This window comes from Streptomyces sp. NPDC048479 (assembly GCF_040651435.1).
In the GTDB taxonomy this organism is placed as follows: Bacteria; Actinomycetota; Actinomycetes; order Streptomycetales; family Streptomycetaceae; genus Streptomyces.
In genome coordinates this window covers 71749-91110 of record NZ_JBEZKA010000025.1, presented here as the reverse complement: position 1 = coordinate 91110, position 19362 = coordinate 71749, and the positions used below count along the sequence as shown (strand labels likewise).

Annotated in this window: 15 protein-coding genes; 8 read left to right on the top strand and 7 right to left on the bottom strand. The window is 69.5% G+C overall.

The features are described 5' to 3' along the window. The first annotated feature begins 67 nt into the window (after positions 1–67). The 3 genes from AB0D12_RS31410 to AB0D12_RS31400 all read left to right on the top strand — a co-directional run bounded on the left by AB0D12_RS31410 (position 68) and on the right by AB0D12_RS31400 (position 2763). Entirely contained in the window at positions 68–799 is a 732-nt protein-coding gene (locus AB0D12_RS31410; RefSeq protein WP_362690257.1) for a ComF family protein, read from the top strand. A gap of 331 nt (positions 800–1130) precedes the next feature. Beyond that, positions 1131–1820: a ribosome-associated translation inhibitor RaiA gene (gene raiA, locus AB0D12_RS31405; protein WP_327323950.1), complete on the top strand. Its 690-nt coding sequence runs from the start codon at positions 1131–1133 to the stop codon at positions 1818–1820. Positions 1821–2010: 190 nt separating this feature from the next. After that, entirely contained in the window at positions 2011–2763 is a 753-nt protein-coding gene (locus tag AB0D12_RS31400; RefSeq protein ID WP_362690254.1) for a response regulator transcription factor, read from the top strand. Between the two features lie 74 nt (positions 2764–2837). On the opposite strand, the gene AB0D12_RS31395 is transcribed toward AB0D12_RS31400, so the two are convergent. Next, positions 2838–4004: a crosslink repair DNA glycosylase YcaQ family protein gene (locus AB0D12_RS31395; protein WP_362690251.1), complete on the bottom strand. Its 1167-nt coding sequence runs from the start codon at positions 4002–4004 to the stop codon at positions 2838–2840. Between the two features lie 123 nt (positions 4005–4127). Beyond that, entirely contained in the window at positions 4128–4709 is a 582-nt protein-coding gene (locus tag AB0D12_RS31390) for a GNAT family N-acetyltransferase (protein WP_362690248.1), read from the bottom strand. A gap of 251 nt (positions 4710–4960) precedes the next feature. On the opposite strand from AB0D12_RS31390, the gene secA reads away from it, so the two are divergent. Further along, complete coding sequence (gene secA, locus AB0D12_RS31385; protein WP_362690245.1) at positions 4961–7780, top strand: preprotein translocase subunit SecA; 2820 nt, start codon at positions 4961–4963, stop codon at positions 7778–7780. 95 nt (positions 7781–7875) lie between these two features. Here secA and AB0D12_RS31380 read toward each other — a convergent pair whose 3' ends face one another. Next, the gene (locus AB0D12_RS31380) at positions 7876–8394 is read right to left on the bottom strand and encodes an SgcJ/EcaC family oxidoreductase (protein ID WP_362690242.1); all 519 of its coding nucleotides are present in this window, start codon (positions 8392–8394) and stop codon (positions 7876–7878) included. Between the two features lie 81 nt (positions 8395–8475). Between AB0D12_RS31380 and AB0D12_RS31375 the strand changes: the two genes are divergently transcribed. Continuing rightward, the gene (locus AB0D12_RS31375; protein WP_362690239.1) at positions 8476–8949 is read left to right on the top strand and encodes a MarR family transcriptional regulator; all 474 of its coding nucleotides are present in this window, start codon (positions 8476–8478) and stop codon (positions 8947–8949) included. Between the two features lie 18 nt (positions 8950–8967). Here AB0D12_RS31375 and AB0D12_RS31370 read toward each other — a convergent pair whose 3' ends face one another. Beyond that, a complete protein-coding gene (locus AB0D12_RS31370) occupies positions 8968–9396 on the bottom strand; it encodes an Rv3235 family protein (protein WP_362690236.1) in 429 nt (142 codons plus the stop codon). Positions 9397–9674: 278 nt separating this feature from the next. Here AB0D12_RS31370 and AB0D12_RS31365 point away from each other — a divergent pair, with 278 nt between their 5' ends. Both AB0D12_RS31365 and AB0D12_RS31360 read left to right on the top strand, forming a co-directional pair. Then, positions 9675–10181 (top strand): hypothetical protein, encoded by a 507-nt coding sequence (locus AB0D12_RS31365; protein ID WP_327323942.1) that lies wholly within the window; start codon positions 9675–9677, stop codon positions 10179–10181. A gap of 126 nt (positions 10182–10307) precedes the next feature. Continuing rightward, positions 10308–10979, top strand: a complete 672-nt coding sequence (locus tag AB0D12_RS31360) for an HAD family hydrolase (RefSeq protein ID WP_362690232.1) — start codon at positions 10308–10310, stop codon at positions 10977–10979. A gap of 44 nt (positions 10980–11023) precedes the next feature. Here the strand turns inward: AB0D12_RS31360 and AB0D12_RS31355 are convergent, their stop codons facing one another. After that, a complete protein-coding gene (locus tag AB0D12_RS31355) occupies positions 11024–11590 on the bottom strand; it encodes a DJ-1/PfpI family protein (protein WP_362690229.1) in 567 nt (188 codons plus the stop codon). 443 nt (positions 11591–12033) lie between these two features. On the opposite strand from AB0D12_RS31355, the gene AB0D12_RS31350 reads away from it, so the two are divergent. After that, positions 12034–16968, top strand: a complete 4935-nt coding sequence (locus AB0D12_RS31350) for an NAD-glutamate dehydrogenase (protein WP_362690226.1) — start codon at positions 12034–12036, stop codon at positions 16966–16968. A gap of 102 nt (positions 16969–17070) precedes the next feature. Here AB0D12_RS31350 and AB0D12_RS31345 read toward each other — a convergent pair whose 3' ends face one another. Further along, a complete protein-coding gene (locus AB0D12_RS31345) occupies positions 17071–18024 on the bottom strand; it encodes a serine/threonine-protein kinase (protein WP_362690223.1) in 954 nt (317 codons plus the stop codon). 45 nt (positions 18025–18069) lie between these two features. Continuing rightward, complete coding sequence (locus AB0D12_RS31340) at positions 18070–19320, bottom strand: glycosyltransferase family 87 protein (RefSeq protein WP_362690220.1); 1251 nt, start codon at positions 19318–19320, stop codon at positions 18070–18072. Between the last annotated feature and the right edge of the window lie 42 nt (positions 19321–19362).

Below are 19362 nucleotides of genomic sequence, written 5' to 3'. Positions count from 1 at the left end.
CCTGTCGCCAGGGACGGGTTGTCCACAGGGGTGGCACGGCGCCCCCGGCATTGGCACAGTGGTTGCCATGCGGGGGTGGTGGCGCGAAATCTCCGGTCTGGTGCTGCCGGCCGCCTGTGGCGGCTGCGGCACTCCTCGTACGCCGCTGTGTGAGGCGTGCGCCGGTGCGCTGTACGGCGCCGGGGCGCGCCGGGCGAGGCCTGTGCCGGAGCCTGCGGGCCTGCCGGTGGTGCATGCCGCCGCCCCGTATGCGGACGCCGTGCGTGCGGTGCTGCTGGCGCACAAGGAGCGGGGTGCTCTGGGGCTGGCCCGGCCGCTGGGTGTCGCGCTCGCCGGGGCGGTACGCGCATCGCTGCCGGTGTCCCGGGCCGCCGGGGGACGGTGGCCGCTGCTGCTCGTACCCGTGCCGTCCGCGCGGCGGGCGGTGAGGGCGCGCGGGCACGACGCCGCGCGGCGGATCGCGCTGGCGGCCGCGGGTGAGCTGCGGCGTACGGGGATCGAGGCGAGGGCTCTGCCGGTGCCGCGGCAGCGGCGGGCGGTGGCCGACCAGTCGGGGCTCACGGCCCGCGAACGGGTGTCGAATCTGGCGGGGGCACTGGAGGTCGTGGCGGGGGGCGGACGGCTTCTGGAGGGCGGCCGGGCGGTGCTGGTGGACGATCTCATGACGACCGGGGCTTCGCTGGCCGAGGCGGCGCGGGCGCTCCGCGCGGCCTCCGGTCGGCAATTTTCTGGATTCGTACAGCTGAGCGCGGCGGTTGTCGCAGTGCCGCCGCTGTCTTTCGAAATAAACTGGAACTGACAGAGAACTTGCGTCGTTGCAGGTAGTGAGAGGCGAAAACGCTCTGATCGGAAGTACGCGCTGGTAGCGGGTGCCGACACCCGTCCGATCGAGCTATGTTCGGTTGTGAGGAATGGCGACAGCTGTTTACCTCACCGAATGCACTGTCGTGCCTCCGGCCAGGCTTTCGAGGAAGTGAGAACCTCGAAAATTGGTGGGGTGGGGATCTTGTCGACTGGGGAGGAGGAGGTGAAAGTCCGTCCGAGGCTCCGGTGATCACCGGGGTCTGGTGCAAGAGGGAGATGCTCCGCAGCCTGCGAGCGGGCGGGGCTATCCGGGAACGGAGTTCTGCGTGGACATCGTCGTCAAGGGCCGCAAGACCGAGGTGCCCGAGCGGTTCCGCAAGCACGTGGCCGAGAAGCTGAAGCTGGACAAGATCCAGAAGCTCGACGGCAAGGTGATCAGCCTGGACGTCGAGGTGTCCAAGGAGCACAACCCGCGGCAGGCCGACCGTTCCGACCGTGTGGAGATCACACTCCACTCCCGAGGCCCGGTGATCCGGGCGGAGGCAGCGGCAGCCGATCCGTACGCAGCGCTCGATCTCGCCACGGGCAAGCTGGAGGCGCGGCTGCGCAAGCAGCACGAAAAGCGCCACAACCGCCGCGGCAACGGCCGCATTTCGGCATCCGAGGTGGCCGATGTCGTTCCCGGCGTCGCCGAGTTGAACGCCAATGGCCGGCCCGTCGCCGAAGAGGCGCCCCAATCCGTTGCCACCACCAGGATCGGCTCGCTCGAAGTCCAGGGCGAAGGACCGCTGGTGGTCCGCGAGAAGATCCACACCGCAGCCCCGATGTTGCTCGACCAGGCGCTCTACGAGATGGAGCTGGTCGGGCACGACTTCTACCTCTTCGTCGACTCCGAGACGAAGCAGCCCAGTGTCGTCTACCGACGGCATGCCTATGACTATGGCGTCATCCACCTGGAGACCGACCCGCTGGCCGGGTCCGAGGCGGGCGGCGCAGGAGGTGCACTCGGCGGCTGACCCCGTCAGCAGGCGGCTGGTGCCCCTGGAGCGCCCTGTGTGCCCCCAGGGGCACCACCGTGCGACCACGGGATCACCGCTCTGTCGTCCGGGCATGAAAGCATGGCGTCGCAAGCCAACCGATGCGCTGTGCACTGACGTTGGCGAACCACACATGATCTTCAGGCCACGGCCTTCAGGGGGAGGAACGATGGCGGACAGCTTCGGCCCGGTTCACGACGACGCCGGCGACGCCGGTGCCACAGTCAACGAGACCGGCGCGGACGCCGACGACTCACGCAAGGAGCCGATCCGGGTCCTCGTGGTGGACGACCACGCCCTCTTCCGGCGGGGCCTGGAGATTGTCCTCGCGCAGGAGGAGGACATCCAGGTCGTCGGTGAGGCGGGCGACGGCGCGGAGGCCGTCGACAAGGCGGCCGATCTGCTGCCCGACATCGTGCTGATGGATGTGCGGATGCCCAAGCGCGGCGGCATCGAGGCCTGTACCTCCATCAAGGAGGTGGCCCCCAGCGCGAAGATCATCATGCTGACGATCAGTGACGAGGAGGCCGACCTCTACGACGCGATCAAGGCGGGCGCCACCGGCTACCTCCTCAAGGAGATCTCCACGGACGAGGTGGCCACGGCGATCCGTGCGGTGGCCGACGGCCAGTCGCAGATCAGCCCGTCCATGGCGTCGAAGCTGCTCACCGAGTTCAAGTCGATGATCCAGCGCACCGATGAGCGCAGGCTCGTCCCCGCGCCCCGGCTGACCGAGCGGGAACTCGAAGTGCTCAAGCTGGTCGCCACGGGGATGAACAACCGCGATATCGCCAAGCAGTTGTTCATTTCCGAGAACACCGTGAAGAATCACGTCCGCAACATCCTGGAGAAGCTGCAGCTGCACTCCCGGATGGAGGCCGTGGTCTACGCGATGAGGGAAAAGATCCTCGAGATCCGGTAGGGCAGCGACCGGCGGCTGCGGCAGTGGTCAGGAGCGGCGGCTCCGGCAAGCAGGAGCGGTGGCTGCGGCGGCGGTCAGGAGGAGACGGCCCGGACGAGGTCCGCGGTGAGCTCGGCGCGGTCGACCCGTTCGATCCGTACGGAATCGCAGCCGACCCACTCCGCCGCCTCACGCAGCGCCTGAGCCATGGGTGCCACGGCCTTCGGGGTGTCCAGGGACACCTGGCGTGCCACCAGAGTCGTCCCCTCGCGCGCCGGGTCGACGCGGCCCAGCAGCCTGCCACCCGACAGCAGCGGCATCGCGAAGTAGCCGTACACCCGCTTCGGCTTGGGTACGTACGCCTCCAGGCGGTGGGTGAAGCCGAAGATCCGCTCGGTGCGCGCCCGCTCCCAGATGAGGGAGTCGAACGGCGAGAGCAGGGTCGTACGGTGCCGGCCGCGCGGCGCCGCGGCGAGTGCCTCGGGGTCCGCCCAGGCGGGCTTGGACCAGCCCTGGACCGTGACCGGGACAAGACCGGAGTCCGCGACCACCGCGTCGAACTGCTCGCCCTTGAGCCGGTGATAGTCCGCGATGTCGGCGCGGGTGCCGACGCCCAGTGCCTGTCCGGCCAGCCGGACGAGCCGACGCAGGCACTCGGTGTCGTCCAGCTCGTCGTGCAGAAGCGCATCGGGCACGGCGCGCTCGGCGAGGTCGTACACCCGCTTCCAGCTGCGCCGCTCGGTGCACACCACCTCGCCGTACATCAGCGCGCGCTCGACGGCTACCTTCGACGCCGACCAGTCCCACCACTCGCCGCCGTTCTTCGCGCCGCCCAACTCCGTCGCGGTGAGCGGGCCTTCGGCGCGCAGCTGTTTGATCACCTGGTCGTACGAGCCGTCCGGCAGGTCGTGGTGCCAGTGCGGACGGCCACGGTAGGCGCGGCGGCGGAAGGCGAAGTGCGGCCACTCCTCTACGGGCAGGATGCAGGCCGCGTGCGACCAGTACTCGAAGCTGTGGCCCTCCGTCCAGTACGCGTCCTCGACCGTTCTGCGGCCCACCGCGCCGAGGCGGGCGTACGGAATCAGCTCGTGCGAACGCGCCAGCACCGAGATCGTGTCCAGCTGTACGGCGCCGAGATGCCGCAGCACTCCCCGCACTCCGCCCCGCCGGTCGGGCGCGCCCATGAACCCCTGGGCGCGCAGCGCTATGCGGCGCGCCTCGTCGGCGGAGAGTTCGGCGGCGGGAGGCGGCAGCGTCGTCATGTTCCGCACGATAGACGTCGGCACTGACAGCCGGCCCCGGGGCCGGTCCCGCCCGAGGTCGGCCCACCGCCCCGTCGTGCCGCGCTCGCGACGCGCCCGGCCCCCGTCAGCCCTCGGGGCCCGTCAGCCCCTGGCACGGGCCGGGAGATACGGATGCGTGCTCGCCAGCCCCAGGTCCGACGGCAGCAGCGCGCCGACCCAGGTGTCCCTGAGGGTGTCCTTGTTCAGCAGAGCCGCGCGCAGCGCGCCCTCCATCACGAAGCCGGACTTCTCAGCCACGGCCCGGGACCCCGCGTTGCCGACTTCCGCCCGCCACTCCAGACGCGTCGCCCCCAGCCTGCTGAAGGCCCAGTGCGCCACGGCGGCCACGCTCTCCGCCATGACGCCGCGCCCACGGTGCTCCTTGCCCGTCCAGAAGCCGATCTCCCAGGTGCCCGAGAAGGTCCGCAGGGTGACCGCGACCGACGCCATCAGCGGACCGCCCTCGCGCGGCAGCACCGCGAAGGTGCACATCGTGCTGGTGCGCCAGCCGTCCGGCACCATCTGCCCGGTGAACTCGGCCGCGTGCTGCCGTTCGTACGGCGAAGGGACCGTCGTCCACCGCTGGATGTCGGGATCCTGGCAGGCCTGGTACACGGCCTCCGTGTCATCGGTCGTGAAGGGACGCAGCAGCAGGCGCTCGGTGGTGAGAGTGATGGGCTCCATGTCCGGATTCTGGTCAGGACCGCGGGCGGATGCGAGCACTTTTCGGGCCTCACCGGCACCTTCCGCGAGTCCCGAGCGTTCTTCTTGCGGGTGACAGCAGGCCCGAGCGACGGCGGACTGACGGCGGACCTCCCGACCCGGCGGGGTCCTCGCTTACGATGGCCGTTGCGGTGGGGCCCACCTGCCGCGCCCGCGCCAGTGTCCATAACACGACCCAGTGCCAGGCCCGATCGGCAAGGAGACCAACCTCAGTGTCCGTCTTCAACAAGCTCATGCGTGCAGGCGAAGGCAAGATCCTGCGCAAACTGCACCGCATCGCGGACCAGGTCAACTCCATCGAAGAGGACTTCGTCAACCTCTCCGACGCCGAGTTGCGGGCGCTCACGGACGAGTACAAGGAGCGCTACGCAGACGGCGAAAGTCTGGACGACCTGCTCCCCGAGGCCTTCGCGACCGTCCGCGAGGCCGCCAAGCGCGCCCTCGGCCAGCGCCACTACGACGTACAGATGATGGGCGGCGCCGCCCTGCACCTCGGATACGTCGCCGAGATGAAGACCGGTGAGGGCAAGACCCTCGTCGGCACCCTCCCCGCCTACCTCAACGCGCTCTCGGGCAAGGGCGTCCACCTGATCACGGTCAACGACTACCTGGCCGAGCGCGACTCCGAGATGATGGGCCGGGTCCACAAGTTCCTGGGCCTGAGCGTCGGGTGCATCCTCGCCAATATGACGCCCGCCCAGCGCCGCGAGCAGTACAACTGCGACATTACGTACGGAACGAACAATGAGTTCGGTTTCGACTACCTCCGCGACAACATGGCGTGGTCCCAGGACGAGCTCGTCCAGCGCGGCCACAACTACGCCATCGTCGACGAGGTCGACTCGATCCTTGTCGACGAGGCCCGTACGCCACTGATCATCTCCGGCCCCGCCGACCAGGCCACCAAGTGGTACGGCGACTTCGCCAAGCTGGTGACGCGCCTGGCCAAGGGCGAGCCGGGCAACCAGCTCAAGGGCATCGAGGAGACCGGCGACTACGAGGTCGACGAGAAGAAGCGGACCGTCGCCATCCATGAGCCGGGTGTCGCGAAGGTCGAGGACTGGCTGGGCATCGACAACCTCTACGAGTCGGTGAACACCCCGCTCGTCGGTTATCTGAACAACGCCATCAAGGCCAAGGAACTGTTCAAGAAGGACAAGGACTACGTCGTCATCGACGGCGAAGTCATGATCGTCGACGAGCACACCGGCCGTATCCTCGCCGGCCGCCGCTACAACGAGGGCATGCACCAGGCGATCGAGGCGAAGGAAGGGGTGGACATCAAGGACGAGAACCAGACCCTCGCCACGATCACCCTGCAGAACTTCTTCCGCCTCTACGGCAAGCTCTCCGGAATGACCGGTACGGCCATGACGGAGGCCGCCGAGTTCCATCAGATCTACAAGCTCGGCGTCGTGCCGATCCCGACGAACAAGCCGATGGTCCGCAAGGACCAGTCCGACCTGATCTACCGGACCGAGGTCGCGAAGTTCGCGGCGGTCGTCGACGACATCGCCGAGAAGCACGAGAAGGGCCAGCCGATCCTGGTCGGCACCACCTCGGTCGAGAAGTCCGAGTACCTCTCGCAGCAGCTGAACAAGCGCGGTGTGCAGCACGAGGTCCTCAACGCCAAGCAGCACGACCGGGAGGCGACGATCGTCGCCCAGGCCGGCCGTAAGGGCGCCGTCACCGTCGCCACGAACATGGCCGGCCGTGGTACGGACATCAAACTCGGCGGCAACCCCGACGACCTCGCCGAGGCGGAGCTGCGCCAGCGCGGCCTGGACCCGGTCGAGCACGTCGAGGAGTGGGCCGCGGCCCTGCCTGCCGCGCTGGAGCGGGCCGAGGCGGCCGTCAAGGCCGAGCACGACGAGGTGACCAACCTCGGCGGCCTCTATGTGCTGGGCACCGAGCGGCACGAGTCGCGCCGTATCGACAACCAGCTGCGCGGTCGTTCCGGCCGTCAGGGCGACCCGGGCGAGTCCCGTTTCTACCTGTCGCTGGGTGACGACCTGATGCGTCTGTTCAAGGCGCAGATGGTCGAGCGCGTGATGTCGATGGCCAACGTGCCGGACGACGTGCCGATCGAGAACAAGATGGTGACGCGCGCGATCGCGTCGGCCCAGTCGCAGGTCGAGCAGCAGAACTTCGAGACGCGTAAGAACGTCCTGAAGTACGACGAGGTCCTCAACCGCCAGCGCGAGGTCATCTACGGCGAGCGCCGCCGTGTCCTGGAGGGCGAGGACCTGCAGGAGCAGGTGCGTCACTTCATGGACGACACCATCGACGCCTACATCCAGGCGGAGACCGTCGAGGGCTTCGCGGAGGAGTGGGACCTGGACCGGCTGTGGGGCGCGTTCAAGCAGCTCTACCCGGTGAAGGCCACCGTCGAGGAGCTGGAGGAGGCGGCCGGCGACCGGGCCGGGATCACCGCCGAGTTCATCGCCGAGTCCATCAAGGACGACATCCACGAGCAGTACGACGAGCGCGAGAAGCAGCTCGGCTCGGACATCATGCGTGAGCTCGAGCGGCGCGTGGTGCTGTCCGTACTGGACCGCAAGTGGCGTGAGCACCTCTACGAGATGGACTACCTCCAGGAGGGCATCGGCCTGCGCGCGATGGCGCAGAAGGACCCGCTGGTCGAGTACCAGCGCGAGGGCTTCGACATGTTCACCGCCATGATGGAGGGCATCAAGGAGGAGTCCGTCGGCTATCTGTTCAACCTGGAGGTCCAGGTCGAGCAGCAGGTCGAGGAGGTCCCGGTGCAGGACACGGCGGAGCGGACCTCGCTCGCCAAGGAGGACGCCGTTCCCGCGGGCGCTTCCCGTCCGGAGATTCGCGCGAAGGGCCTCGGCGCCCCGCAGCGACCCGACCGGCTGCACTTCTCCGCTCCCACGGTGGACGGCGAAGGCGGTGTCGTCGAGGGCGACTTCGACAACGACGGCGAGCCTGCCCGGTCGGAGATGGACGGGCTGACGCGTGCCGAGCGACGCAAGGCGCAGAAGGGCGCCGGCCGCCGCCGCAAGAAGTAGCGCTTGCTCGATGCGAACGGCCGGGGCCGGACACCTCTTGCGGTGTCCGGCCCCGGCCGTTTCGTTCCTGTCCTTCCGGGCCCCGGCCGTTTCCTTCAGACGCCGGCACTGGCCCCGGCGCCGGCACTCGCCGTGTTGCGGCGGCCCAGGCCGAGGAGGCGGGCGGCGCGGGTCGTGGTCCGGGACATCTTCGACGGCATCGAGTCGGGGGCGGGGATGGTGACCGGGCGGACCCGGCCGTTGTGGATCGCGGTGATCCGCCAGCCGTCGTCGGTGTTCACGACCACGACCGTCTGGCGTGACAGGCGCCGCTTGGGGAGCTCGGAGCGCCACGGCATCAGTACGGAGGCGGTGCCATACACGATGGCGACCCCAGGGGCGATGTAGCGGATCGCCTCGATCTCGCCGACCAGCGCCGAGCCCGTGAGGACCCCGCGGAACAGCCGGTCGTGGTTGTCCTGGTGCTCGGCCCGTCCCACGGCACGGGTGCCGTCGTACGAGACGTAGTCGGAGTCCTCGGTGAAGCAGGCGCCGAAGGCGACCGCGTCGCCGTCGTTCCAGGTCTGCATGAAGCGCTGGAAGAGGTCCTGGATCTGGATGTCGCTGGTGCTCATGGCAAGTCCTCCGCGAGTGATATCCTTTCGGCTGACGAAACTTACGATAACAGAAAGATTCGAATGTCGAAAGAAGCTTTGGTGAGGAATGTTGCCCAGCAGCTCCGCTTGCTGCAACAGAGCTTCGACGCCTTCGACGAGGCCGCCGCGGCACGGCTCGGCGTGAACCGCACCGACCTGCGCTGCCTCGATCTGGTGCTGGGTGCGGGCGAGCGGTCGGGCGGCGAAGGGTCTGTCGGAGAGCCGTCGGCCGGTGAGCTCAGCGCCGCACTGAAGCTCAGCCCGGCGGCGACGACCACGGTCATCGACCGGCTCGAGCGCGCCGGCCTCGTCACGCGCAGCCGCGACGCTGCCAACCGGCGGCGCGTACTCGTCACCGCCACGGATTCCGCCCGTGCCGCCGAGGCCGAGGTCTACCTGCCCGTCGGCGCCGCCGGGGCCGCGGCGCTGAGCCGTTACGACGAGGACCAGCTCGCCACGATCCTGGACTTCCTTCAGGCTGCCCGTCAGGTGCAGGAGGGGCAGGCGGCCAGGCTCGGTGTGGACGGCGGCTGAGCGGGGCACCGGCGGCCGCTACCGGGCCGGCCGTGCGGCGACGCGCTCCCCGCCGAGCTCCACCGCCGCGCAGCGCCAGCGCTGGTCCGCGCCCTGCTCCAGGCGGAAGGCCATCGCGCTGACCCGGTCGCCCGAGCCGATCCGGGCGAAGGCTTCGATCACGCCGGGGCCCGGGTGGTACTCGCCGCAGTGCCGTACGACAGGCGTGACCCGTTCCGCCGGGCGCAGCGGAGCCCCTGGAGCCAGCCGCACCAGTTGCTCGTACGCCTCCCCGATGGTGTGCCCGAGCATCCAGTGCACCGGTCGCTGTCCGCTGAGCACCGCGAGCAGGCGGTCGGCGAACCAGTAGTGCGGCTGGTGCTGCCGCCGTGCGCGGGCCATCGCCGCTGCCGCCACCACTGCGGGCCTGCGTTGATCGCGCCGTCCTGCGGGCCGGGTCCTGTCCATGCAGATCGCCCCCGATATCCGGGCCCGGTCTTGATACCGGGCGGTAACTTCACTGGTGATCTTCTACGGGGGCGGGGCGAGCGGCCGCAACGTGTGCGGGCACCGCCGGAGGGCGACGGGAAACTTCACCTATCAGGGTGACGAGCGGTGGCCCCGAGCCGTGGCGGGCAGGTGCGCGGGGTATTTCGGTGGACGGTGCGCGAGCCCGGTAGCGGCACCCCGAAGGGGGACGTCGCACGTATCCTGAGGGCGTCTTCCGACTACGAAAGCGGCCAGCCATGCGCGTCTACGTCCCCCTGACCCTCCCCGGTCTCGCAGAGGCGCACAAGGCGGGCAAGCTGGGCCCCGGTCCGCTGGCCGCCTACGCGGTGACCCCGGGACTGCGCGAGTGGTACGTCTCCGACGACATCGAGGAGCTCGAGTACGCCGCGCTGAACCGTGCCGCGGCCGCCTCGCTGCGGCTGCTCGCGGGTGATCCGGCCGCTGCCAGGCGCCGGGTCGTCGTCGCCGTCGACGTACCGGACCAGGACGCGGTGGCCGATCCCGACCGGGTGCTCGTCGCCAGCGCGCTCGGCGAGGTGCGGATCGCGTCCGCGGTGCCACTGGCCAAGGCGGCGGCGGTGCATGTGGACGCCGACGACGCGGTGGACGATGTGGTGGCGGCGGCGGAGGCACTGGGAGCGGCGGACCAGGGCGACGATGACGCCCAGTTCACAGTGGACGGCGCGGAGGACCACGAGCTGCTCTGGTTCGGGGTGCAGGAGATCCCGAACCTGATCTCCTGACGCCTGCCGGCCCTCTCCGCCCCCTCGTGCCTGCCCGCCCCCTTCCGCCTCGCCCGGCACCTCCTGACCCTTCCCGACGGTCATCCCGTCCGGCCGCCTGTCAGTCCTGCTGGGTACTGTTTTGGTATGGGGAAGCACGTGGACACACACATCGTCTGGGACTGGAACGGCACGCTGTTCCACGACATCGACGCGGTCATCCAGGCGACGAACGCCTCGTTCGCGGAGATAGGGCTGCCCGCGATCACGCTCGAGCGCTACCGGGACCTGTACTGCGTGCCGGTGCCGCTCTTCTACGAGCGGCTCATGGGGCGGCTGCCCACGGATGCGGAGTGGGCCGTCATGGACGAGACCTTCCACCGGCACTACTGGGTGCTGGCCGAGAGCGCGGGACTGGCCGCCGGAGCCAGGGAGCTGCTGGTCGACTGGCAGGCGTCCGGGCTGACGCAGTCGATGTGTTCGCTCGCCCCGCACGAGAACCTGATACCGATCGTGCGCACGCACGGCATCGAGCAGCACTTTGTGCGGGTGGACGGCCGGGTCGGCGGATCGCACACCGGTAAGGCCGAGCACATGGCGCGCCACCTCGCGGGGCTCGACGGAGTACGGGCGGAGCGCGTGGTGGTCATCGGCGACGCCGTCGACGACGCGGTTGCGGCGCAGCATGTGGGAGCGCGAGCCGTCCTCTACACGGGCGGCTCACACAGCCGCGCCAGCCTGCAGGCGGCGGGGACAGGCGTGCCCGTGGTGGACACACTCGCTGAGGCAGTGGCCGAGGCCCAGCGCCCGGCTGTCTGACGCGCGCCGCCAGACGCTTCGCCGTGGCGGCGTGCGTCGCGGCGTCAGCTCACCGGGGCCTTCGCGCGCAGCACCTTCAGGAACTCCCGCATCCACGCGGAGTGGTCCGGCCAGGCGCGGGAGGAGACAAGGGTGCCGTCGACGACCGCCTCCGCGTCCTGGAAGGTGGCGCCGGCCGCCTGCATGTCCAGTTCCAGCGCCGGGTAGGCGGTGACGCGCCGGCCCTCCAGGCTGCCGAGCGCCGCCGTCAGCAGCGGGCCGTGGCAGATCTGGGCGACCGGCTTGTCGGAGTCGAAGAAGGACTTGAGGAGCTTGCGGAGTTCCGGGTCGTTGCGCAGATACTCGGGGGCGCGGCCGCCGGGGATCACCACCGCTGCGTACTGCCCCGGATCGACTTCCGAGAAGGCCAGGTCGGCGGGCCAGGTGTAGCCCGGCTTCTCGGTGTACGTGTCGAAGCCCGGTTCGAAGTCGTGCACCACGAACTGCAGCTTTTTGCGGGAGGGGGCCGCGATATGCACCTCGTACCCCTCCTCCCGCAGCCGCTGGTACGGGTAGAGGACTTCGAGGGACTCGGCTGCGTCGCCGGTGACGATCAGGATCTTCGCTGTCATGACTGCTCCCGGTGTCGTGCTGTCGACGGTACTCCCGGTGTCGTGCTGTCGACGTGTGACCGTGTCGTCACCGTCAACGTGCACGGCGAGGGGGCTGCTTGCCAAGAGGGCCTGTGTCGCTGTCCAGACTGTCAAACTTCAGGCCCCGCTTTTGTACACATACGGCTCATGACGGGTCGGGGGGGCGGGACGATAGCCTTGACCCGTGATCAGCGCGATACGCCGCGGGGGCAGCGAAGCCCCCGGCCTGCGCCCGGAGTGCCACAGCACCCGGGCGATCGTTGCTCTCCTCGTTCCGACCGGGTTGCCGAACTTGGCCAATAACCGCTCGGGCGACTCTCATCGCGGCATAACGTCGACTCCGACCGGATACCCCGCGTCACGGCGTTGCGTCGCTTCTTTCACCTACGTCACGCAACGGCGCGCGACAGGAGCCAGAGGACATGCAGACCAAGCTGGACGAAGCCAAGGCCGAGCTGCTCGAACGGGCCGCCCGGGTAGCTGAGAACAGCCCGCTCGGGGGGAACCTTCCGACTGGGTCCGAGGAAGGGAAGCGTCCTGACCGGGACGCTCTGCTCACGTACCTCCAGCGCTACTACCTGCACACCGCTCCAGAGGACCTTGCCGACCGCGACCCGGTCGACATCTTCGGCGCGGCACTTTCCCACTACCGGCTGGCCGAGAACCGCCCCCAGGGGACGGCCAATGTGCGGGTCCACACTCCGACCGTGGAAGAGAACGGCTGGACGTGCAGCCACTCCGTCGTCGAGGTCGTCACCGACGACATGCCCTTCCTCGTCGACTCGGTCACCAATGAGCTCTCCCGCCAGGGCCGCGGCATCCATGTCGTGATCCACCCGCAGGTCACCGTCCGCCGCGATGTGACCGGCAAGCTCATCGAGGTACTGCCCTCCGAGGCCCACAGCAAGGCGCTGCCGCACGACGCGCTCGTCGAGTCCTGGATCCATGTCGAGGTCGACCGCGAGACCGACCGCGCCGATCTGAAGCAGATCACCTCCGACCTGCTGCGGGTCCTCTCCGACGTCCGCGAGACCGTCGAGGACTGGGAGAAGATGCGCGACGCCGCGCTGCGCATCGCCGAAGAGCTGCCCAGCGAGCCGAAGGCCGACGATCTGCGCGACCAGGAGGTCGAGGAGGCGCGTGAGCTGCTGCGCTGGCTCTCCGCCGATCACTTCACCTTCCTCGGCTACCGGGAGTACGAGCTCACCGAGAACGACGCGCTCGCCGCCGTACCGGGGACCGGGCTCGGCATACTGCGCTCCGACCCCCAGCACAGCACGGACGAGGCGCACCCGGTCAGCCCGTCCTTCAGCCGACTGCCCGCCGATGCGCGTGCCAAGGCCCGTGAGCACAAGCTGCTCGTGCTGACGAAGGCCAACAGCCGCGCGACCGTGCACCGCCCCAGCTACCTCGATTACGTCGGCGTGAAGAAGTTCGACGCCGAGGGCAATGTCGTCGGTGAGCGCCGCTTCCTCGGTCTCTTCTCCTCCGCCGCGTACACCGAGTCCGTGCGCCGGGTGCCGGTCGTCCGCCGTAAGGTCGCCGAGGTCCTGGAGGGTGCCGGCTTCTCGCCCAACAGCCACGACGGCCGCGACCTGCTGCAGATCCTCGAGACCTACCCGCGCGACGAGCTCTTCCAGACGCCCGTCGACCAGCTGCGTTCCATCGTCACGAGCGTGCTCTACCTCCAGGAGCGCCGCAGGCTGCGGCTCTACCTGCGTCAGGACGAGTACGGGCGCTACTACTCCGCCCTCATCTACCTGCCGCGCGACCGCTACACCACCGGCGTACGACTGCGCCTGATCGACATCCTCAAGGAGGAGCTCGGCGGCAGCAGCGTCGACTTCACCGCCTGGAACACCGAGTCGATCCTCTCCCGGCTGCACTTCGTGGTCCGCGTCCCGTCCGGGACCGAGCTGCCCCACCTGACCGACTCCGACGTCGAGCGCATCGAGGCCAGGCTGGTCGAGGCCGCCCGCTCCTGGGCCGACGGCTTCGCCGAGGCACTCAACGCCGAGTGCGGTGAGGAGCGTGCCGCCGAGCTGCTGCGCCGCTACGGCTCCGCCTTCCCCGAGGGCTACAAGGCAGACCACTCGCCGCGTGCCGCCGTCGCCGACCTCGTGCACCTGGAACGGCTGACCGAGAACGGCAGGGGCTTCGCGCTCTCGCTGTACGAACCGGTCGGTGCCGGCCCCGGCGAGCGCCGCTTCAAGATCTACCGCACCGGAGAGCAGGTCTCCCTCTCCGCGGTCCTGCCCGCGCTCAACCGGCTCGGTGTCGAGGTCGTCGACGAGCGTCCGTACGAGCTGCGCTGCTCGGACCGTACGACCGCCTGGATCTACGACTTCGGTCTGCGCATGCCGCTGGCCAACGGCAACGGCGACTATCTCGCCGACGATGCCCGCGAGCGTTTCCAGGACGCCTTCGCCGCGGTCTGGACCGGCAGGGCCGAGAACGACGGCTTCAACGCCCTCGTCCTGGGCGCCGGTCTGAACTGGCGGCAGGCGATGGTGCTGCGCGCGTACGCCAAGTACCTGCGCCAGGCCGGTTCGACCTTCAGCCAGGAGTACATGGAGGACACCCTCCGTACCAACGTCCACACCACCCGGCTGCTGATCTCGCTCTTCGAGGCCAGGATGTCCCCGGAGCGCCAGCGCGCGGGCACCGAGCTGATCGACGGTCTCCTCGAGGAGCTCGAGGGCGCGCTCGACCAGGTCGCCAGCCTGGACGAGGACCGGATCCTGCGTTCCTTCCTCACGGTCATCAAGGCGACGCTGCGGACCAACTTCTTCCAGGAGGCCGGCGGCGGCACGCACCACAGCTATGTGTCGATGAAGTTCGACCCGCAGGTCATCCCGGATCTGCCTGCGCCCCGCCCGGCGTACGAGATCTGGGTCCACTCCCCGCGCGTCGAGGGTGTGCACCTGCGCTTCGGCAAGGTCGCGCGCGGCGGTCTGCGCTGGTCCGACCGGCGTGAGGACTTCCGTACCGAGATCCTGGGCCTGGTCAAGGCGCAGATGGTGAAGAACACCGTGATCGTGCCGGTCGGTGCAAAGGGCGGCTTCGTCGCCAAGCAGCTCCCGGACCCGTCCGTGGACCGGGACGCCTGGCTCGCCGAAGGCATCGCCTGCTACAAGATCTTCATCTCCGCGCTGCTCGACATCACCGACAACCTGGTGGCGGGCGAGGTCGTACCGCCGGCCGATGTCGTACGCCACGACGGGGACGACACCTATCTCGTCGTTGCCGCGGACAAGGGCACCGCGTCCTTCTCCGACATCGCCAACGAGGTCGCGCTCTCGTACAACTTCTGGCTCGGCGACGCCTTCGCATCGGGCGGCTCCGCCGGATACGACCACAAGAAGATGGGCATCACCGCCCGCGGCGCATGGGAGTCCGTCGAGCGGCACTTCCGCGAGCTCGGCCACGACACCCAGACCCAGGACTTCACGGTCGTCGGCGTCGGCGACATGTCCGGTGACGTGTTCGGCAACGGCATGCTGCTCAGCGAGCACATCCGGCTGGTCGCCGCATTCGACCACCGGCACATCTTCATCGACCCGAACCCGGACGCGGCAACCTCGTACGCCGAGCGCAGCCGGCTCTTCGAGCTGCCTCGCTCCTCCTGGGCCGACTACAACAAGGAGCTGCTGTCCGCGGGCGGCGGCATCCACCCGCGTACGGCCAAGTCGATCCCGATCAACGCGCACATGCGCGCGGCGCTCGGCATCGAGCCCGGCATCTCCAAGATGACGCCCGCCGAGCTGATGAAGACGATCCTCAAGTCCCCGGTGGACCTGCTGTGGAACGGCGGCATCGGTACGTATGTCAAGGCCTCCACCGAGTCCAACGCGGACGTCGGCGACAAGGCCAACGACGCGATCCGCGTCAACGGTGAGGACCTGCGGGCCAAGGTCGTCGGCGAGGGCGGCAACCTGGGCCTGACCCAGCTCGGCCGGATCGAGTTCGACCGCAGCGGCGGCAAGATCAACACCGATGCCATCGACAACAGCGCGGGCGTGGACACCTCCGACCACGAGGTGAACATCAAGATCCTGCTCAACGGCCTGGTGTCGGACGGCGACATGACCGTCAAGCAGCGCAACAAGCTGCTCGCGGAGATGACCGACGAGGTCGGGGCGCTGGTGCTGCGCAACAACTACGCGCAGAACGTCGCCCTGGCGAACGCCGTCGTCCAGGCGCCGAGTCTGCTCCACGCCCACCAGCGCTTCATTCGGCGGCTGGAGCGGGACGGGCATCTGGACCGGGCCCTGGAGTTCCTGCCGGCCGACCGGCAGATCCGTGAACTGCTCAACGCCGGTAAGGGGCTCAGCCAGCCCGAGCTGGCCGTGCTGCTCGCCTACACCAAGATCACGGTGGCGGACGAGCTGATCGGGACAGGGCTGCCGGACGACCCGTACCTGCGCCGGCTGCTGCACGCGTACTTCCCGCAGCCGCTGCGCGAGAAGTTCCCCGAGGCGATCGACGGGCATGCGCTGCGCCGCGAGATCGTCACGACGGTGCTGGTCAACGACACGGTGAACACCGGTGGTTCGACCTTCCTGCACCGGCTGCGCGAAGAGACGGGTGCGTCGACCGAGGAGGTCGTGCGGGCGCAGACCGCGGCCCGCGAGATCTTCGGACTCAGCGCGGTGTGGGACGCCGTCGAGGCCCTCGACAACAAGGTCGCGGCCGACGTCCAGACCCGTATCCGGCTGCACTCGCGCCGCCTCGTCGAGCGCGGTACGCGATGGCTGCTGGGCAACCGGCCGCAGCCGCTGGAGCTCGCCGAGACCATCGACTTCTTCGCCGAGCGCGTGGAGCAGGTCTGGGCGGAGCTGCCGAAGATGCTGCGTGGCGCGGATCTGGAGTGGTACCAGGGGATCCTGGACGAGCTCACCGAGGCCGGTGTTCCCGAGGAGCTTGCGCTGCGGGTCGCCGGATTCTCCTCCGCCTTCCCGACGCTCGACATCGTCGCGATCGCGGACCGTACGAAGAAGGATCCGATGGCGGTCGCCGAGGTGTACTACGACCTCGCCGACCGGCTGCAGATCACCCAGCTGATGGACCGGATCATAGAGCTGCCGCGGGCCGACCGCTGGCAGTCCATGGCCCGCGCCTCCATCCGCGAGGACCTGTACGCCGCACACGCCATGCTGACGGCGGACGTGCTCTCCGTGGGCAACGGCAGCTCGACGCCCGAGGAGCGGTTCAAGGCCTGGGAGCAGAAGAACGCGGCGATCCTCGGCCGGGCGCGCTCCACGCTGGAGGAGATCCAGGGCTCGGACACGTTCGATCTGGCGAACCTGTCGGTGGCGATGCGGACGATGCGGCAGCTGCTGCGTACGCACAGCTAGCGGTACGGGAACGAGGGGCGCCGGGTCCGTCCGGCGCGCTTCGCCCTCGATCGCCGGACGGGCTTTTGAGCACAAGCCCGTCCTGCGATCGTGGACAGCCCGTCAGGGGGCCCGGCGGATTCTGGTCAGCCAGCCGGACGCCCTCGGGTCCTTGGCGGCCCGCTCGATCCCTGCCAGGGTCGCCGCGAGCGGCTTCGGCAGCCAGCCGTCGAAATCACGTACGTCGCGTCCCGCTGCCCGCCGGCACAGCTCGGCCACCTCCGCCGCCGTCGGCCGCTCCTCGGGCCGGGCGGCGAGGCAGGCCGCCAGCACCTCGCGCAGCACCGCCGGATGCGCGCGGAGATCCGGCGGCTCGTGGTCGGTGCCGGCGATCCGGGTGGCGACCACCAGGCCGCCGCCCTCTCCGTACGGATGGCGCCCGGCGGCGGCTTCGGCGGCGACGAGTCCGAGCGTGAACACATCGGATGCGGGCGTGAGCTGCTTGCCGAGCGCGTGCTCGGGAGACATGTACTTGGGTGTGCCGACCATCCGGCCGACGGTGGTCATGGATGACGTCCCGACGTCCCGCGCGATGCCGAAGTCGAGCAGCCAGGGCCCTTCCGCGGTGAGCAGCAGATTGCCCGGCTTCACATCACGGTGGATGACCCCGGCGGTGTGTACGGCGTCCAGCGCGTGGGCCGCGCAGGCGGTCAGTTGAAGCACGCACTTCAGCGGCAGCGGCCCGTGTTCGGCCAGCGCGTCGTCGAGCGGCAGCCCCGGTACATAACGGGTGGCGAGCCAGGGCCGGGCGGCCTCCGCGTCATGGTCGACGACCGGTACGAGGTGGTGTCCGTGCACCCGGCGGACCGCCTCGACCTCGCGGGCGAAACGTTTCCGGAAGCTCTCGCTCTGTGCGTGCTCGCGGCGGATCAGCTTCAGCGCGACGGGCCGTCCTTCGCCGGTGCGGGTGAGATAGACGGTGCCCATCCCGCCTTCGCCGATCCGCGCCTCGAGCACATAGCCCGCGATCTCCCGCGGATCGTCGTCGCGCAGCGGCTGAGGCCCCCCGTTCCGCATTCCCACTCCCCTTGGCGTGCCCCTGCCCATCGTCGGCAGCGGAGCCTATCGCGCGGCCGTGGCCGTCCACAGCCGCCTGCAGGAGAGCAGAGCCGCCGTGACCAGCAGACCGTTCCGTACGACCATGATCAGACAGCCGAGCGGTGTGCCGCCCAGCACATCGTCGTAGAGCAAGGGGTAGGCCAGCGCGCTCAGCGCGGCCGTCGGCAGCATCAACAGCGCGACCGGGCGCTGGGTGGTGTGCCGGGAGGTGAGGCAGACCGCGGCCAGTCCGAGCAGCCAGACCAGATACTGCGGGCTGATCACCCGGCTGCTGACGGTGAAGAGCAGGACGGCGGCGAACGCGGCGTCGAGGGGTGTCGCCGCACTCCAGCGCCGGGCCCTGACCCGCCAGAGCAGCAACCAGCACAGCGCCGCGGCGGTCAGCAGCAGCGAGAGCCGCGCCACGCTCGACACATAGGGACCGATGAACTCGAAGGCCCCGTACTGGTACCTGACCGTGCCCGGCCAGCCCGCCTTCCGTGCGAGCTGGAGCGCGGTTCCGCCGAGCGACTCGATCTGGACGCCTCTGGCGCCCTGCTGCCGCAGAAAGTCCAGGGAGTGCGTGAAGACGAGCGTGAGGACGGCGAGCAGCGCGACCGCGGAGGTGGCGGCCGAGAGCCAGGCGGCGCGTGTCGTACGTCCCCGGGGTGTGCCGAGCAGGGTGAGCAGCGGCCAGACCTTGACCATCGCGCCGAGGCCGGCGAGCGCCCCGCCGAGCAGCGGCCGGCCGCGCATCGCCAGCAGCGCGAGCACGGCGAGGGCGGTGACCTGGACGTCGTACCGCGCGAATGGCAGATGCAGCAGCAGCGGCAGTCCGCACACCCACATCCAGGCGCCGGGCACACCGGCGCGGGCGAGCGCGAGGGTGACGACGGCGTCGGCGGCGAGGGTGATGGCGACGAAGGCCTGGAAGTAGGTGAGCCAGGGCAGTGTGCCGGGGAAGAGGAACACCAGCGCGGCGCCGGGCGGGTACTGCCAGGTGACGTCGTTCAGGGGGAAAGCGCCCTGGCCGAGCTGCTCGTACCAGTGCCGGTAGATGGTGTGCACCTCGCCGGCGACGCCGCTGTCGCCGAGGCGGTCGACGATGAGCAGGAGCAGCATCCCGATGCGGGTGGCTGCCCAGACGGCGCCGAGGGCGACGGCCTGCGTGGGCCGGGGCGGGTCGGCGCCGAGGGGCGCCCGGGCGCCGGGGAGCGCGGTCCTGGGCACCCGGGCGGAGCCATGGGCGGGCGGTGCAGTCCGATGATTCGTCATCGGCCTGCACTTTAGCCCGCGTTAGGGATAATTTGAGGTGAT

Coding starts and splice junctions, on each gene's coding strand:
- AB0D12_RS31410 (WP_362690257.1), top strand. CDS start 68: ATGCGGGGGTGGTGGCGCGAAATCTCCGGTCTGGTGCTGCCGGCCGCC.
- AB0D12_RS31400 (WP_362690254.1), top strand. CDS start 2,011: ATGGCGGACAGCTTCGGCCCGGTTCACGACGACGCCGGCGACGCCGGT.
- AB0D12_RS31395 (WP_362690251.1), bottom strand. CDS start 4,004: ATGACGACGCTGCCGCCTCCCGCCGCCGAACTCTCCGCCGACGAGGCG.
- AB0D12_RS31390 (WP_362690248.1), bottom strand. CDS start 4,709: ATGGAGCCCATCACTCTCACCACCGAGCGCCTGCTGCTGCGTCCCTTC.
- AB0D12_RS31380 (WP_362690242.1), bottom strand. CDS start 8,394: ATGAGCACCAGCGACATCCAGATCCAGGACCTCTTCCAGCGCTTCATG.
- AB0D12_RS31370 (WP_362690236.1), bottom strand. CDS start 9,396: ATGGACAGGACCCGGCCCGCAGGACGGCGCGATCAACGCAGGCCCGCA.
- AB0D12_RS31365 (WP_327323942.1), top strand. CDS start 9,675: ATGCGCGTCTACGTCCCCCTGACCCTCCCCGGTCTCGCAGAGGCGCAC.
- AB0D12_RS31360 (WP_362690232.1), top strand. CDS start 10,308: ATGGGGAAGCACGTGGACACACACATCGTCTGGGACTGGAACGGCACG.
- AB0D12_RS31355 (WP_362690229.1), bottom strand. CDS start 11,590: ATGACAGCGAAGATCCTGATCGTCACCGGCGACGCAGCCGAGTCCCTC.
- AB0D12_RS31350 (WP_362690226.1), top strand. CDS start 12,034: ATGCAGACCAAGCTGGACGAAGCCAAGGCCGAGCTGCTCGAACGGGCC.
- AB0D12_RS31345 (WP_362690223.1), bottom strand. CDS start 18,024: ATGCGGAACGGGGGGCCTCAGCCGCTGCGCGACGACGATCCGCGGGAG.
- AB0D12_RS31340 (WP_362690220.1), bottom strand. CDS start 19,320: ATGACGAATCATCGGACTGCACCGCCCGCCCATGGCTCCGCCCGGGTG.